Annotated in this window: 19 protein-coding genes; 8 read left to right on the top strand and 11 right to left on the bottom strand. The window is 63.6% G+C overall.

Annotation, left to right across the window (positions count from 1 at the left end; all coding sequences use genetic code 11):
* Positions 1 to 161 precede the first annotated feature (161 nt).
* The 3 genes from MRBLMU1_RS26020 to MRBLMU1_RS26010 all read left to right on the top strand — a co-directional run bounded on the left by MRBLMU1_RS26020 (position 162) and on the right by MRBLMU1_RS26010 (position 1,191).
* Positions 162 to 611, top strand: coding sequence for a glycine zipper 2TM domain-containing protein (locus MRBLMU1_RS26020; RefSeq protein ID WP_363507876.1), 450 nt, complete (start codon positions 162 to 164; stop codon positions 609 to 611).
* 77 nt (positions 612 to 688) lie between these two features.
* Positions 689 to 841: a DUF3309 domain-containing protein gene (locus MRBLMU1_RS26015; RefSeq protein ID WP_315218932.1), complete on the top strand. Its 153-nt coding sequence runs from the start codon at positions 689 to 691 to the stop codon at positions 839 to 841.
* Between the two features lie 14 nt (positions 842 to 855).
* Positions 856 to 1,191: a hypothetical protein gene (locus MRBLMU1_RS26010; RefSeq protein WP_363507873.1), complete on the top strand. Its 336-nt coding sequence runs from the start codon at positions 856 to 858 to the stop codon at positions 1,189 to 1,191.
* A 36-nt stretch (positions 1,192 to 1,227) separates the two neighbouring features.
* On the opposite strand, the gene MRBLMU1_RS26005 is transcribed toward MRBLMU1_RS26010, so the two are convergent.
* The 7 genes from MRBLMU1_RS26005 to MRBLMU1_RS25975 all read right to left on the bottom strand — a co-directional run bounded on the left by MRBLMU1_RS26005 (position 1,228) and on the right by MRBLMU1_RS25975 (position 5,485).
* Positions 1,228 to 2,361: a patatin-like phospholipase family protein gene (locus MRBLMU1_RS26005; protein ID WP_363508699.1), complete on the bottom strand. Its 1,134-nt coding sequence runs from the start codon at positions 2,359 to 2,361 to the stop codon at positions 1,228 to 1,230.
* A 40-nt stretch (positions 2,362 to 2,401) separates the two neighbouring features.
* Positions 2,402 to 2,761 carry a hypothetical protein gene (locus tag MRBLMU1_RS26000; RefSeq protein WP_363507870.1) on the bottom strand — a complete coding sequence of 120 codons (360 nt, stop codon included), beginning with the start codon at positions 2,759 to 2,761 and terminating at the stop codon, positions 2,402 to 2,404.
* A gap of 11 nt (positions 2,762 to 2,772) precedes the next feature.
* The gene (locus tag MRBLMU1_RS25995; RefSeq protein WP_363507867.1) at positions 2,773 to 3,159 is read right to left on the bottom strand and encodes a phage holin family protein; all 387 of its coding nucleotides are present in this window, start codon (positions 3,157 to 3,159) and stop codon (positions 2,773 to 2,775) included.
* Positions 3,160 to 3,162: 3 nt separating this feature from the next.
* The gene (locus MRBLMU1_RS25990; RefSeq protein WP_090320330.1) at positions 3,163 to 3,465 is read right to left on the bottom strand and encodes a DUF883 family protein; all 303 of its coding nucleotides are present in this window, start codon (positions 3,463 to 3,465) and stop codon (positions 3,163 to 3,165) included.
* 63 nt (positions 3,466 to 3,528) lie between these two features.
* Positions 3,529 to 4,065: a ferritin-like domain-containing protein gene (locus tag MRBLMU1_RS25985; protein ID WP_363507865.1), complete on the bottom strand. Its 537-nt coding sequence runs from the start codon at positions 4,063 to 4,065 to the stop codon at positions 3,529 to 3,531.
* A 102-nt stretch (positions 4,066 to 4,167) separates the two neighbouring features.
* A complete protein-coding gene (locus MRBLMU1_RS25980) occupies positions 4,168 to 5,076 on the bottom strand; it encodes an OmpA family protein (RefSeq protein WP_363507862.1) in 909 nt (302 codons plus the stop codon).
* Between the two features lie 19 nt (positions 5,077 to 5,095).
* Complete coding sequence (locus MRBLMU1_RS25975; RefSeq protein WP_363507859.1) at positions 5,096 to 5,485, bottom strand: DUF4398 domain-containing protein; 390 nt, start codon at positions 5,483 to 5,485, stop codon at positions 5,096 to 5,098.
* Positions 5,486 to 5,678: 193 nt separating this feature from the next.
* On the opposite strand from MRBLMU1_RS25975, the gene MRBLMU1_RS25970 reads away from it, so the two are divergent.
* Together MRBLMU1_RS25970 and MRBLMU1_RS25965 are read left to right on the top strand one after the other, a co-directional pair.
* Complete coding sequence (locus tag MRBLMU1_RS25970) at positions 5,679 to 7,796, top strand: AsmA family protein (protein WP_363507856.1); 2,118 nt, start codon at positions 5,679 to 5,681, stop codon at positions 7,794 to 7,796.
* A 109-nt stretch (positions 7,797 to 7,905) separates the two neighbouring features.
* The gene (locus MRBLMU1_RS25965; protein WP_090320315.1) at positions 7,906 to 8,127 is read left to right on the top strand and encodes a glycine zipper 2TM domain-containing protein; all 222 of its coding nucleotides are present in this window, start codon (positions 7,906 to 7,908) and stop codon (positions 8,125 to 8,127) included.
* Between the two features lie 96 nt (positions 8,128 to 8,223).
* On the opposite strand, the gene pelA is transcribed toward MRBLMU1_RS25965, so the two are convergent.
* The gene (pelA, locus tag MRBLMU1_RS25960; RefSeq protein ID WP_363507852.1) at positions 8,224 to 9,438 is read right to left on the bottom strand and encodes a pectate lyase; all 1,215 of its coding nucleotides are present in this window, start codon (positions 9,436 to 9,438) and stop codon (positions 8,224 to 8,226) included.
* 153 nt (positions 9,439 to 9,591) lie between these two features.
* A complete protein-coding gene (locus MRBLMU1_RS25955; RefSeq protein WP_363507849.1) occupies positions 9,592 to 10,341 on the bottom strand; it encodes a Crp/Fnr family transcriptional regulator in 750 nt (249 codons plus the stop codon).
* 134 nt (positions 10,342 to 10,475) lie between these two features.
* Between MRBLMU1_RS25955 and MRBLMU1_RS25950 the strand changes: the two genes are divergently transcribed.
* The 3 genes from MRBLMU1_RS25950 (at position 10,476) to MRBLMU1_RS25940 (ending at position 12,068) form a co-directional block, all read left to right on the top strand.
* Positions 10,476 to 11,126, top strand: coding sequence for a glycine zipper 2TM domain-containing protein (locus MRBLMU1_RS25950; protein WP_363507847.1), 651 nt, complete (start codon positions 10,476 to 10,478; stop codon positions 11,124 to 11,126).
* A gap of 162 nt (positions 11,127 to 11,288) precedes the next feature.
* Entirely contained in the window at positions 11,289 to 11,435 is a 147-nt protein-coding gene (locus MRBLMU1_RS25945; RefSeq protein WP_019921959.1) for a lmo0937 family membrane protein, read from the top strand.
* Between the two features lie 93 nt (positions 11,436 to 11,528).
* Positions 11,529 to 12,068, top strand: a complete 540-nt coding sequence (locus MRBLMU1_RS25940) for a DUF3617 domain-containing protein (protein WP_363507844.1) — start codon at positions 11,529 to 11,531, stop codon at positions 12,066 to 12,068.
* 4 nt (positions 12,069 to 12,072) lie between these two features.
* Here MRBLMU1_RS25940 and MRBLMU1_RS25935 read toward each other — a convergent pair whose 3' ends face one another.
* Together MRBLMU1_RS25935 and MRBLMU1_RS25930 are read right to left on the bottom strand one after the other, a co-directional pair.
* Positions 12,073 to 12,909 (bottom strand): branched-chain amino acid aminotransferase, encoded by an 837-nt coding sequence (locus tag MRBLMU1_RS25935; protein ID WP_363507841.1) that lies wholly within the window; start codon positions 12,907 to 12,909, stop codon positions 12,073 to 12,075.
* 78 nt (positions 12,910 to 12,987) lie between these two features.
* Entirely contained in the window at positions 12,988 to 14,073 is a 1,086-nt protein-coding gene (locus MRBLMU1_RS25930) for a porin (protein ID WP_363507838.1), read from the bottom strand.
* Between the last annotated feature and the right edge of the window lie 79 nt (positions 14,074 to 14,152).

The raw sequence follows: 14,152 nt of genomic DNA, 5'->3' as shown, positions 1-14,152 counted from the left end.
GGTTTCCAAATGGACATCTGTACGGTACCGTACACAGATGAAATTTTGGCCACAGGCACGCGTCCCGCGCCCTCCTCCCAACTTGGCAACATTCGTGCGAGACCGCACAGACCCACCGATGCCGCCTGACTATTCTGGAATCACATTTTCAGGAGAACAACATGAACCACACAAAAACCCTGGCCGCACTGATGATCGCCGGCACCGCCGTGTTAAGCGGCTGCGCCAGCACCAACAACGCGCCGCAACAAGTCTCGTACCAAAATCAAAACGAATCGGCCAGCTACGGCACGATCGAATCGATCCAGATCAAGCAAGCCAAGGCGGGCACCAGCGGCGCCGGCGCCGTCGCGGGCGGCTTGGTGGGCGCCCTGCTGGGTAACCAGGTCGGCTCGGGCAGCGGCCGCGCCGCCGCCACCGTGGCCGGCGCCGTCGGCGGCGCCGTGGTCGGCAACACCGTCGAAGGCAACCGCAACGAGGCGAAAGAGGAATATCAAATCAGCGTGCGCATGGACAACGGCGACTACCGCATGGTGAACCAGGACAGCGTGTATGACCTGCGCGTCGGCAACCGCGTGCGTCTGGTCGATGGCCGCCTGTACCGCTATTAATTCGCGCCACAAAACCCGGCTGAAAACCGCCGCTTGAAACAGCATCCAAAAAACATATACTAAACAAGGGGAACACCATGGGCACCATCATTCTGATTATTCTGGTCCTGGCATTGATCGGCGCGCTGCCGACCTGGCCGCACAGCCGCAACTGGGGCTACGCGCCGAGCGGCATCACCGGCTTGATCGTGCTGATCCTGCTGATCATGCTGCTGACGGGCCGATTGTAAACAAGGGAGGACATATGACTCGTTTCCATCACATTGCATGCGGCTTCGCGATGGCCTGCGCGGCGGTGTTGGCGCAGGCGCAGGACAACACGCCGCCGCAAAACGTCCAGCTGCAACAGCAGGAAATCGCCAAGGGCGATCCGGCGCGATGGTATAAGGAAGACGCCACCGGCGCCGAGCAAACGCGTACCTTGCGCAAGGAAATCGGCGCCGCGCTGGCGGAGGCCACCAACGCCTGCAAGAAAGGCCCGGCCAGCGAACGCGCCGCCTGCATCCGCGAAGCGCGCGAGACCTACAAACGCGACATGGACAAAGTGCCGCAGATTCTCGCGGAGAACAAACGGCAGTAATTGCTATGTCGTGGGTACCGCAAGCCGCCTGGGCGATCAGGCGGCTTTTTCACGTGCGGCGGCCGGCTTGGCGGCGGGCAGCGGCGGCAACTCGTGCACCACCAGCGGCGTATCCTCCGACACAAAGGTCAGCCACCCCGCGGCCTGGACCGCGCGCATGCCGTCCTGGTAGCCCTGGTCCCAGCGCCACTCGGTGGAACCCTTGGAAAAGTTGATGTCCTTGGCCGCCATGTTCCAGTCCCGTCCCGCGTATTCCAGGCGCACCACGTGCAGCGTGGTGCCACAACCCAGTTCGGCCAGATCCTGCTCGCCCTGCTCCGTCTGCGCGTGCTCCGGCAACGCGGCGTACAGGCCGCGCAGCTTTTGCTGCAGCTTGTGGCGGGCGACATAATCGTCCAGATGGCGCTTGGAGCGCGAGGCGAAGGTGACATCCTTCTGCCGCGTCTGCACTTCGTCCAGCGTGGTGGGTTCCTCGCCGTCGGCGCTCCACAGGTCGACCATGAAACACAAGGTGTCGACCGGCTCGGGGTCGTCCAGCACGGTCTCGAGCGGCGTGTTGGAGTACAAGCCGCCATCCCAGTACAGGTCGCCGTCGATGCGGACCGGCGGAAAACCCGGCGGCAAGGCGCCGCTGGCGCGAATGTGGTCGACATTGATGTCGAGGTCGCGGTTATCGAAGCTGCGCAGCGTGCCGCACGTCACCTTGAGCGCGTTGACGGTCAGGCGCATGCCTTCCGCACCATTGAGGTAGTCGAAGTCGATCAGGGAATTGAGTGTCTCGCCCAGCTCGGCGGTATCGTAGAAGCTGGCTTCCTCGGGCGGGACGGCCATGCCGGCGGCAAAGGGGCTGAACATGCGGGGCTTGAAAAAGCCCGGCACGCCGCGCAGCAACGTATCCCAGGTTTGCAGCAAGATATTGGAGCGGCGCTGCGCGTCGGGCAGGCGCCGCATGTCGACCGGGTCGCGGTGCGAAATCCCTTCCCAGAACTGGCGTAGGCGCGCCAGCCGGGTTTCGTGCGGGTTGCCGGCCAAAATAGCGGCGTTGATGGCGCCGATCGAGGTGCCGACGATCCAGTCGGGCGCCAGGCCATGCTCGTGCAGCGCCTCGAAGACGCCGGCCTGATAAGCGCCCAACGCCCCGCCCCCTTGCAGCACCAGCACTATGCGCATGCCCGAGGGGTTCAGTTTGTTGGACGACGAACTCAAGACACTAGTCCGTGGTGCGTTTGCGGCGCATCAGCCAGGCGGCGCCCAGTCCCAGCACCGTGGCCACGCCGAGCGCCGGCTTGACCAGCTTCTTGCGGGCGATGAACGAACCCACCGTCAGCGCGTACGGCATCAGCGCCTTGTAATTAAAGCCGCTCAGGCCGCCCGGCTGCAGCAAGCCGCCCAGACGGGCTTGCGCCAGTCCGACGGCGTGGTCGACCGCGCCATGAAACAGCGCATCGGGATGCAGCGCGTTGGCCACCAGGGCCTTCGAGTGCACCACCTTGATGCGATACAACTCGCCTTCGCGTATCAGCCGCTGTTTGTCAGCGGCGAATGCCGCGCTTTCCGCGTCTTTCGTCATATGCGCTCCTCTTACAACAACATGTCGCGGTCGGATTTGAGTTCAGCCATGGTCGCGGGCATGCCAAGCTTGCCGCTGCGGACCAAACCGCGCGCGTACAGCATCAGGCCGATCGCGAGCAGCAGGAAGACGCCGGTCATAATGGGCAGAATTGTCCAGCCCAGCGCATCCCACGCCAGATAAGCAATCGTGACAGTGGCATAGGCGAGCGCGAAGCAGCCCGCCACCACCGCCAGCGCGAACGCCAGCACCAGATGCATCAGGTGATTGCGCACCTGCGACAGTTCCAGCGCGGCCAGCTCCAGCCGCGTCAGCAACAGGCCGATGCTGTTGCGGGCGATATTGCCCAGCGACGCGATCAGGCCTGGCGGACGATTCAACTCATCAGCTTGCGCCATGGATTACTTGCGGCCGATGATGACACCGATCAGCAGGCCCACGGCTGCCGCGCCGGCGATCGAGCGCCATGGGTTTTCCTTGACGTAGACATCGGCCTGCTTGGCCGCTTCCTTGCTGGCGGCGAGGGCGCTGATCTGCGCGTCGTGCGCCTTGGCCAGCGCGGTGTCGAGCGCGCGCATGCCGCGGCCGCGCAGTTCTTCCGCTTTTTCACCGGTCAGGGCGGTGGCGGCGGTAAACAATGCTTGCGCATCTTTGACCAGAGTTTTCACGTCGTTATTCACGGTACTGATGTTTTGTTCCAGCATGATGGAGCTCCTATTATGGTTGTGAGGTGTGAAAACTTTACAGCAAAATCAAAATGTTAGTCGTTATTCAAGCAAATCGCGCATATCATCGGCGTGTTCTTCTTCCACGGCCATGATACTGATCAAAAGATGGCGCGTGGTCGGATCGGTATCGCCGATCTGTTCGATCATCTGGCGGTACGATTCGATCGCCACCCGCTCGGCGATCAGGTTCGAGCGGATCATCGCTTGCACGTCTTCCGATGCATCATACTCGGCATGGCTACGATCGAGCAACGTTGCAGGATTGAAATCAGGTTGGCCGTTCAGCTGAACGATGCGTTCGGCCAGCGAATCGGCGTGCTCCTGTTCCTGCTGGGCGTGTTCGAGGAACTCGGCCTTGATCGGACCGTTCTGCAAACCGCTGACCGTGTAGTAGTGGCGCTTGTAACGCAGCACGCAGACCAGCTCGGTCGCCAGCGCCTCGTTGAGCATCTTGATGACGGCGGCGCGGTCACCCTTGTAGCCGGCGGTTACCGGACCGTCCTCGAGATTGCGGGCGGCGGCGCGGATGGCTTCTCTATCGATGCCTGCCGGTTGGGTGGGGTTGGATTCAGCCATGATATTTTCCTTAAAAAAAGTACAGAAAGTCTTGCGGGCGGGACCGCCCGGACGCCACGCCGGAATTACCCGGCGCGGACGGCCCGCGGCCCGCCGCCGCGGTTAGCGGCGGTTGGCGATCGGCGCGCCGTTTTGCGACAGCACGATTTCGACGCGACGGTTCAGCTGGCGGCTGCCGGCATCGCTGTTGCTGGCGACCGGAAACGCTTCGCCATAGCCACGGGTGGAGACCTTGTCGGCCTTCACGCCCAGGCCGATCAGCGCGTTACGCACCGATTCGGCGCGGCGCTGCGACAGCTGCAGGTTGTGCGCCGACGAACCGGTGGAGTCGGTAAACCCTTCGATCAACACGGCGCTCTGTGGTTCCTGCAGCAGCACGTCGGCCATCTTTTGCGCGGTGCGCATGCCTTCGGCGCTGAGCTCGGCCTTGTCGGTGTTGAACAGCACGTCGCTCAAGGTGATCACCAGGCCACGGTCGGTTTGTTTGGCTTGCAGGTCGGCCAGCTGCTGTTGCAGCGCGGCGCTCTTCGATTGCTCTTCGCGCACGCTGGCGGTGGCCGCCTCGGCTTGGCGGCGGGCGGCGTCGGCGTCGGCCTTGGCTTGCTCGGCGCTCATCTTGGCCTTGTCGGCTTCCTGGGTGCGCTGCTGCAGGCGGATCTCGTCGCGCTGACGGCCGGCGTTGGCTACGTCGGATTCGGCTTGCTTGCTCTTGGCCACTTCCTGGGCCACGGCGATTTTTTGCTTGGCCAGATAGGCCAGCTTGTCGATCGCTTCCACGCTTTCCTTCTTGTCGGCGGCGGCGTTGGCGCGGTCCAGCGCCTCGGCGGCGGCTTTGAACTCGACCGGCGCGTTGGCGGCGACCGATGGATTGCTTTGCGCGGCAGAGAAGTCGCCACGGGTCTGGTCGAGCAGGCTGGTGGTGGTCGGCGCGGAGCTGCAGGCGGCAAGCATGATCGACATCGCCAGCACGGTTGGCATGACGCTCAGTTTTTTCAGGTTCAGTTGTTTCATGATGATTGCCTCGTCTCTATTATTGGGTGGTGGTGCTATTGCGGTTCAGCTCTTCGCGCAGCACGCGGATGCTCTGTTGCAGCTCGTCGGCGGCGGCGGTCGCCTTGGTCGAATTAGCCTTGCTCTGCGCCAGTTGGGCGTCGGCCTGGGCTTGCGCAGCCAGATCCTGGGCGGTCTTGTAATCCTTGTTGGCCAGCGCCTGGTTGGCGCGCGCCATCTTCTCGCGGGCCGACTGCATTTCGGCAGGGGCCAGCTCGGCGGCGCCGGCGGAGGTGGCGTTGGCCACGGCGGCGCGCGATACGGCGACATCGGCGGTGGCCGGGGTTTTGTTGCTCGCGCAAGCGGTCAGGCCCAGCAGCACTGCGGCGCCGCAAAGCATGGTCAGTCTTTGGTGTAAGGTCGTCGTCATTATTGTTCTCCTTGAAAGTTTATGTGGACAAGTAACGTTATAGGCCCTTGCCTGCGGTGCTTCAGTACGCTGCCGCACATTGAACAGGGGCAGCCGCACGGGGGCGCCCCACAGCGTGCGCCAGCGCACAACCCGGCCCGCTTGCGCCGCGTAGGGTGTGTAAAATGCCGTTACCAATAAGAAAGGCCAACCCATGACCCCGCAGGACCAGAACCGCAACCAGCCCGCCTCCACGAGTCCGCGCCGTTTTCCCCGCCGCACCCGCATTGCCCTTGCCGTCGCCGGCGTGGTGGTCGCCGTTCCCGTGATCGCGGTGATCGTGCTGGCCAACTACGACTGGAACAAGGCGCGTCCGTGGCTCAACGACAAGATCAGTGAATCGATCGACCGTCCGTTCGACATTCGCGGTCACCTGTCGCTGACGTGGCAACAGCAGGGACTGTCGGGCGCGGACCGCACCTGGCGCGACTACCTGCCGCTGCCGCACCTGGTCGCCAAGGACGTCCACGTCGGCAATCCGGCCGGCATGCGGGCGCCGGCGGAAATGGCCAGCGTCGGCCAGTTCGCCTTCGCCGTCGAACTGCTGCCGCTGCTGCAACACAAGATCGCTATCCCGGTGCTGCGCTTCGACAATCCCAGCGTGCTGCTGCAGCGTGATGCCGACGGCAAGAACAACTGGACCTTCAAGCAGGCCGACAAACCGTCGCCGTGGAAGCTCGACCTGCAGCGCGTGGTCTTCTCCAAAGGCGCGGTGCACTACGTCGACGCCATGACCCATGTAGACGCCACCGCCGCCGTCGATACCATCAACGCCGATCCGACCTACGGCGTGTCATGGAAGCTGCGCGGCAAGTGGAACAATCAAACCATCACCGGCAGCGGCAAGTCCGGCGCGGTGCTGTCGCTGCAACAGCAGACCGTACCCTTCCCGCTCGCCGCCAGCCTGAACGTGGGCGGCACCAGCATCGCCGTCGAGGGCACCCTGACCAAGCCGACCGCGCTGACCGCGCTCGACATGCGCCTGAAGATTTCCGGCCCCAGCATGGCGCGCCTGTACGGCATCACCGGTGTGCTGCTGCCGGAGACGCCCGCTTTCGCCACCGAGGGCCATTTGACGGGCAACATCGGCGCCAACGCCAGCCACTGGATCTACGACAAGTTCACCGGCCGCGTCGGCAACAGCGACATCCACGGCAAGCTCGACTACCGTTCCGGCCAGCCGCGCCCGGTGCTGACGGGCGCCGTGGAATCGAAGCTGCTGCAGTTCTCCGACCTCGGGCCGCTGGTCGGCGCCGACTCCAACGCCAGCAAGCAGGCGCGCGGCGTCGAGGCGGTCCAGCCGGGCAACCGGGTGCTGCCGGTCGAAACCTTCAAGACCGAACGCTGGACCGCGCTCGACGCCGACGTCAGCTTCAAGGCGCAGCGCATCACGCGCGATGGCGGCCTGCCGATCCACAACCTCGACACACTGATCCACATGAAGGACGGCGTGCTGTCGCTGACACCGATGAATTTCGACATCGCCGGCGGCCGCTTCACGTCCAACATCATGCTCGACGGCAGCGGCAAAATCAATCCGAACGCCATCCGCGCCGAGCTCAAGGCGGGCGCGCGCAAGCTGCAGCTCAAGCAACTGTTCCCCACCATCGACGGCATGCAGGGCACCGTCGGCCAAGTCAACGCCGACATGTCGCTGTCGGCCACGGGCAACTCGGTGGCCAGTCTGCTGGGCTCGTCGAATGGCGAACTCAAAGGCGTGATCAACGAAGGCAGCGTCAGCAAACTGCTGCTGGAGGAAATGGGGCTCAACCTGGGCAACGTCGTGCTGACCAAGCTGATCGGCGACAAGCAGGTCAAGCTCAACTGCATGGTGACGGACTTCAGCGTCACCAACGGCTTGATGCGGTCGCGCCTGTTCGTGGTCGACACCTCCGACGCCAAGATCGACGTCGCCGGCACCGTGAATCTCGAGAACGAGAAACTGGACCTGACCTTGCGGCCGGACGCCAAGGGCGTGCGCGTGATCTCGCTGCGGGCGCCGATTTACGTGCGCGGCACCTTCAAGGACCCCGACGTCAGCATCGACAAGGGCGTGCTGGCGATGCGCGCCGGCGGCGCGCTGGCGCTGGCCGTGGTAGCGCCGATCGCGGCGATACTACCGCTGATCAACGCCGGACCGGGCGAAACGACAGGCTGCGAAACCTTGCTGGCCCAGGGCGGCGGCAAGCCGGTGGCGCCACCGCCGGGCCAAACCTTGCGGGCCAAACCGGGCAAGAACGCGCAGAACGTCACGCCGCAGCCTAAAAAGTAACAAGGTGTTTCAATGTGCGCTGTCGTACGGAAATTGGTGACGTGGAGTCGTACTCTGTAGTCATTGGAGCGGGCCAGACGCCGCGCCTTCACAGCGTAAGGAGAAGATCATGAACATCAAACGTATCGCATCGACCGCGGCAATTCTGGCCGCCACCCTGGGCCTGAGCGCTTGCGCCGGCATGTCATCGCAAGATAAAAGCACGGCCGTGGGCGCCGGCGTCGGCGCGGTGGCCGGCTCGGTGCTGACCGGCGGTAGCGCGGTCGGCACGGTCGGCGGCGCCGCTGTCGGCGGCGTGATCGGCAACCAGGTCAACAAGCCACCGCGTTAATAGCACAAGCGTCGCCGCCGCATTCAATGTGGCAAACGAACCGCCCCCGTCAAGCCGAAACCGGCTTGACGGGGGCGGTTTTGCATTCGCGCCCGATTAGTATCCGACGGTGCTGGTGTAAGCGAACAGGCTGGTGCCATAGCTGCCGCCCCATTCGTAACCGTAACGGCGCTCGGCCTCGACATTCATGATGTCGTATTGTTTGCCGGTGCCCGGAGGGTTATCGGTCGGCAAACGGCCGCTGAAGAAGCCGGTATCGGCGTTCAGGTCGTAAAAGCGATACCACGTGGTCGATCCCGCCTTGGTGATGAACGGCGAGGTGTTGGTCGCTTTGGAATTGGTCTTCTCATACGCCGTGTTCTCCAGCTTGACCTGGCTGCTGTTGTACCAGGCGATCGCCGCCTTGGCCGACGCCGCGATGGCCGCCGACTGCGGACGCGTCATCAGGAACGCCACGATCTGCGCGGATTCCTTGCCGCTCTTCGACGGCAACTCATACGAACGCGCGCCGCGCGGCGCGAAATTGACGGGATCGTGCTGCGCGCACCACACCGTCTTGACACCGTTCTGCACGATTTGCGCGTTGAGGATGTAGCCCACCGCCAGGTTGAGCGCGTTCGTCATGCGGGTGCGCTGCGCCGAGGTGAAGAAGTCGCCGGTGAACGGTGCTTTCTGTTTCGCCGCGTGGTCCAGCAGCACCAGTGCGCGCACCATCGCGTTGTCGTTGAAGGTGACGTGGTTGGAATACGAGGTGCCGGTACGCGCCGGATACACTTGCGGAAAACCGCCCGACGAATACTGCATGTTCAGAATGAAGTCCATCGCCTTGCGGGCGCTGTCGCGATAGGCCACCGTTCCGCTGCGCGCGTACACATCGCCCAGGAACATGATCTCGGTGACGGTGCCGTCGTTATCGATGGTGCCCAGTTCGACACCGTTGGCGCCAAACCATTCCGAGCGCGATGCGGAGCCGTTCCACGGCGCGTTGTACCAGGCCGGCAGCTTGTAGAAACCGCCGTGCGGCATTTGCCACGAAACGATGTTGGTGGCCTTGGTCTTGTCGGCGGCCAACGCCGCCGCGCTGTCGCTGTTGGTGCTGAGCCAACTCTTGTAGCGCTCGATCTCTTTGTAGACCGGGTTGCCTGTCTGGTTCAGTATGGGATCGGCCGCCGCCGCGCTGACGGTGACCTCCGCCGCGGTGCTGATCGAACCGGCGCTGGCGGCTGCCGTATCGGCGGACCCTCCGCCGCCGCAACCGGCGAGCGTCGCGCCTACGACCAGAAATGCCCCCAAATAGTTATAGTTTTTCACGATGTATCTCCTCACATTGTTTTTGAAAGATCGGGTACGGCCAGCCGATGCTAGCCGTAATGTCTTCCTTAAACATTGCAAAATAGATACAGTTGCCTATAAACTCAAGCAAATGATTGATTGTGCGCTTAGCGCAACGCTCCCGCCGGTTTTCTACAAAAACACGTTGCCCATGCCGATGGCGCCGTCGTCCTTTACCAGTTCGTAGCAGCGGCACGATACCGCTTCCAGCCCGGCCGAATCGAGGATTTCGATATTGCCCCGGCTGTAGGAAATCAGTTTTTGGTTTTGCAGGGCGCTGGCGGCCTTGGTCACGCCGACGCGGCGCACGCCCAGCGCATGCGCCAGGAACTCGTGCGTCAGGTGGAATTTTTCCGATTGCAGACGGTCGCGGGTGATCAGCAGCGAGCGCGCCAGGCGCGCCTCCAGCACATGGAAGCGACTGCACACGGCGATCTGGATCGCCTGGGCAAGCAAGGTGTCGGTGTAGCGGTACAGCAAGCGCTGCAACGCCTCCATGCGCGTGAACTCGGTGGCGAATTCGGCCGCGTCGATGCGGGTGGCGCGGCCGGCGCGCTGCACCACCGCGCGCACCTGCGCCATTTCGTGGCCGAGCACCACCGAGGCGCCTATCATGCCTTCGCGGCCGACGGCGCCCACTTCCAGCGTCATGCGGCCTTCGGCCACGGCAAGCAGCGAGATCAGACTGTCGATGGGAAAATAGATGTAACGGATGCTCTGGCCGGGTTCGTACAACACGTCGCCGACTTCGACTCTGACGGGTTCGCTGAGCCTGGCGAGCTGGCCTTGTTCTTCCTCTGGCAAGCTCGCCAGTAAGCGATTGACCGCCGGTCGTGACTGGTTCCTGTCTTCTTCGGATAGGTGTGTGAGATGAGTATGCATGAATCGAGCGTAAGGGTAATCATTTACCATGTATGTACGCTGACGCACGGAAGCTAAACATGTCCTATAGGAAAATTCCGCGCGTAAGTTAAGAGCTTACAAACGAGCGCACAACACGAAAAAAGGACACCCTCATGACTACCCCGAACACCCCAACCAAACCGACTTTGCACCCGTTGATGATCATCGCCGCCGTCGCGGTGGTGCTGTTCTGCGGCGTGGGCACCGCCGCCATCATGGGCTGGCTGCCGACCTCGAACGCCAACGGCAGCGTGCCCGGCGCGGCGCCGATGCCGGGCCAACTGTCGTCGGTGCCGCCGGCCGCTGAACAGCCTGGCGCCAACAGGCTCGCGGCCAATGGCGACGCCGGCCGCAACGCCGACAACAATTCCCAAGGCCGCGACCAGGACCGCGCGCCGGAACCCGAAGTCAAACAGGCGGCGGCCGTCTGCAAGAGCTGCGGCGTGGTCGAGTCGGTGCGCTCGATCGAGCACCGGCCGCAGGGTAGCGGCGTCGGCGCGGCCGGCGGCGCCATCCTTGGCGGCCTGCTGGGCAACCAGGTCGGCGGCGGCCATGGCCGCCAGCTGGCGACGGTGGCGGGCGCCGTCGGCGGCGCGGTGGCCGGCAACCAGGTCGAAACCCATATGAAGACCACGCGCACGTGGCGCATCGTGGTTCGCATGGACAATGGCACCACCCGGACGTTCAACCAGTCGGCACAGCCGGCATGGGGCTCGGGCGACGCCGTGCGCGTGGTCAACGGCCAGCTGCGTTCGGCCGACTGATAGGGATTTGCAAATTATTCAGCCGAAATCGATCGTGCGTACGGCACCGTACAGAAGCTTAAGCTGGTTTTAAAGATAATAGATTCCAAGATACGAACAACAGTTCGACATCGCCTTCGATGCCCGGAATGGACGTCGCAATAACAACTTGAGGAGAGAATCATGCTCTATACCATCGCTGTAGTTCTGCTTATCCTGTGGCTGCTGGGCCTGGTCACTTCGTACACCATTGGCGGCTTCATTCACGTACTGCTGGTCGTTGCGATCATCATGGTGCTGCTGCGCCTGATTAGTGGACGCGGCGTGTAGCACACCGCGATCCGATCGAGGCGGCGCCCCACCCTAGCGGTGGCGCGCCGTTTTTTCGTTTATGCTGTGCGCTGGCTTTTCCATGGAGTGACTATGAAACGTTTTTTGATCGCGCTGGCCCTGATGTCCACGGCCACGGCAGGAGCGCAGGCGCAAACCATCAAGCCTGGCTTATGGGAACTGAATAACACGGTCAAGACCGGCGATATACAAACGGACGCCGCCATCCAGATGGCGATGCAGCAGCTGGCCAGCATGCCGCCGGCGCAACGCGCGCAGATGGAGGCGATGCTGGCGCAGAACGGCGTGTCGGTGCCCAAGGTCGGCGGCGACGGCAGCATGACGGTGACCGCCTGCGTGACACCGGAAATGGCGGCCAAGAAAGAGCTGCCGCTGAATCAGAAGGGCAATTGCACCTCGAAGACGACGCCGGCGGCGGGCGGGCTGGATGTGTCGTTCAGCTGCACCAATCCGACCTCCAGCGGCCAGGGGCAGATCCGCTTCAGCGACGACAGCCATTACACGATGATCATGGATGTCAACACCGAGGCGACCGGCGCGCCGCAGAAGGTCAAGGTCAATTCGGCCGGACGTTGGGTCGGCGCCAGTTGCCCGGCCAAGCCAAAGGGTTGAATCGTTATTGGCTATCCGAGAACGCCATGTAACGCTCGCGCGCCAGGGTGGCGATCGGACCGACCGCCAGCTCGCGCGTTTCATAGCGGATGCACGGCATGACCTTGCCGTAGTTGCCGGTGTTGAAGATCTCGACGGCGCTCTCCAGTTCCTCCGGCGCCACCGCGCGCTGCTCGACCATGATGCCCTCCTCCGCCAGCAACGCGATCACGCGGGCGCGGGTGATGCCGGACAGGAAGGTGCCGTTGGCCGCCGGCGTCACCACTTTGGCGTCCGGCGTGACGAAGAACAGGTTGGCCGACGCGAACTCGGCCACCTTGCCGGCGCTGTCGCAGACGACCGCGTTGTCGAACCCGCGCTTTTGCGCTTCGCGGATGGCCTTGGCGGTGTTGACGTACAGCGAGGACGCCTTGGCGTCGGTCGGCGCCATCAGGGCGTCCGGCCGCAGCTGCGCCGACAGGCAGGCGGAAAAACCGGTGAACGCCGGCATCGGCGCGTCGAACAGGGTCAGCGCGAAAGCGCTCTTCTCGGGAACGGGCACCAGGAAGCCGTCGGTGCCGAACACCAGCGGACGGACGTACAACTCGGCGTCGGCCGGGAACTTCGCCACGCCCTCGCGCACCAGCTTTTCCATCTCATCGACGCTCAACGGACAGGCCAGCCCCACCCGCTCGGCCGACGTGATGACGCGCTGCAAGTGCAGGCGCAAGTCCGGCAGATGGCCGCGTATCGCGCGCGCGCCATCGAACACGGATGAACCCAGCCATACGCTGTGGTCCATCGCGCCAAACAGTGGAGTGTTGCCCTCGGCCCATTCGCCGTTGAAGTAAGTCAGATGCATGCTTGTTCCGAATTCAGTAAAACAAGCAATTTATCACGTTTGCGCGGGCATCCCTAAGTACGGCTTAGAACGTACCGCTCAGAACGCATGCCGCATGCCGATGTTGAACGCCTTGTCGCCGCGCCCCTGGCTGGTGGCGTTGCCGACCGCGTAGGCGCCGCCGTTGCGGTTCTTGATCTTGGCCAGTGAGGCGTAGAAATCGGTGCGCTTGGAGAGCGCGTAGCTGGCGCCGATGGCGATCTGGTCGGCGTCGCGGTCGAGCATCGTGCGGTCGTCCTTGCGGATGAACGACGCCAGCAAGGTGGTCGCGCCCATCGGTATGGCCACGCCGAACAGCGCGTCGCGGCTCTTGTCGGTCGGCAGGGTCTGGGCGACCGCGCCGTAGGGATTGGACATGTCCCAGTGCGAACTGCCCTCGCCACGGCTCTGGCCGAATGCGGCGTAGCCGATGAAGCGGCCGAAATCGATATTGGCGGCCACCAGGGTGTTGCGCGCCGACTGGTCGACCGCCGGCGTGGTGCCGGTGGCGTCGAGCATGTTGTCCTTGCGCTGGTGCGTGATGCCGATGTTGATCGGTCCCTTGTTGTAGCCCAGGGTGCCGCCGTAGGCGCGGTTGACCTTGCTGTTGAACGGCGACTCGCCGAAGCTGTATTGCACCGCGCCGATCAGGCCGCTGCGGGCGCGCTTGGTCTTGTACTTGACGGTGTTGTCGTAGCGTTTGGTGGTGTAGCCGACCAGGTTGGACGCGGCGCCCGCCATGCCGCCATGGAAGGGGTCGGCCACGTCGGTCAAGGTCTCGTAGACCAGGTTGTATTGACGGCCCATGGTCACCAGCCCCATCGGCCCGTCGATGCCGACATAGGCCTGGCGGTTGAACAGCTTGCCGTCTTGCTCGGACGCGCCGGTATCGTTCAGTACGCCCGCCTCCAGCGTGTACACCGCCGACGTGCCGCCGCCCAATTGCTCGCGGCCGCGCACGCCGATCCGGGAACCGGAGGCGATGCCGCTGTCGACCCTGGTCCGGGCGCAGTCGGTTTTGCAACCGCTTTCCACCACAACACCCGCGTCCAGCAACCCGTAGACCTCGGCAGAGGACGACTCTTGCGCTCCCGCGGCCAGCGGCGCGATCAGGGACAGCGCGGTAACGAGAAGGTTCGGTTTCATGATGAGCAGGGAGCTTTAGTAAATGGTTAGGTTCATCATAGGTCGCCGTTGGCCCCCGCTCTGTGCGGCCTAACACGTT

Origin of the sequence: Burkholderia sp. LMU1-1-1.1, assembly GCF_040675865.1 — a bacterium.
Lineage (GTDB): Bacteria > Pseudomonadota > Gammaproteobacteria > Burkholderiales > Burkholderiaceae_D > Rugamonas.
This window is presented reverse-complemented; position numbering and strand designations above follow the sequence as displayed.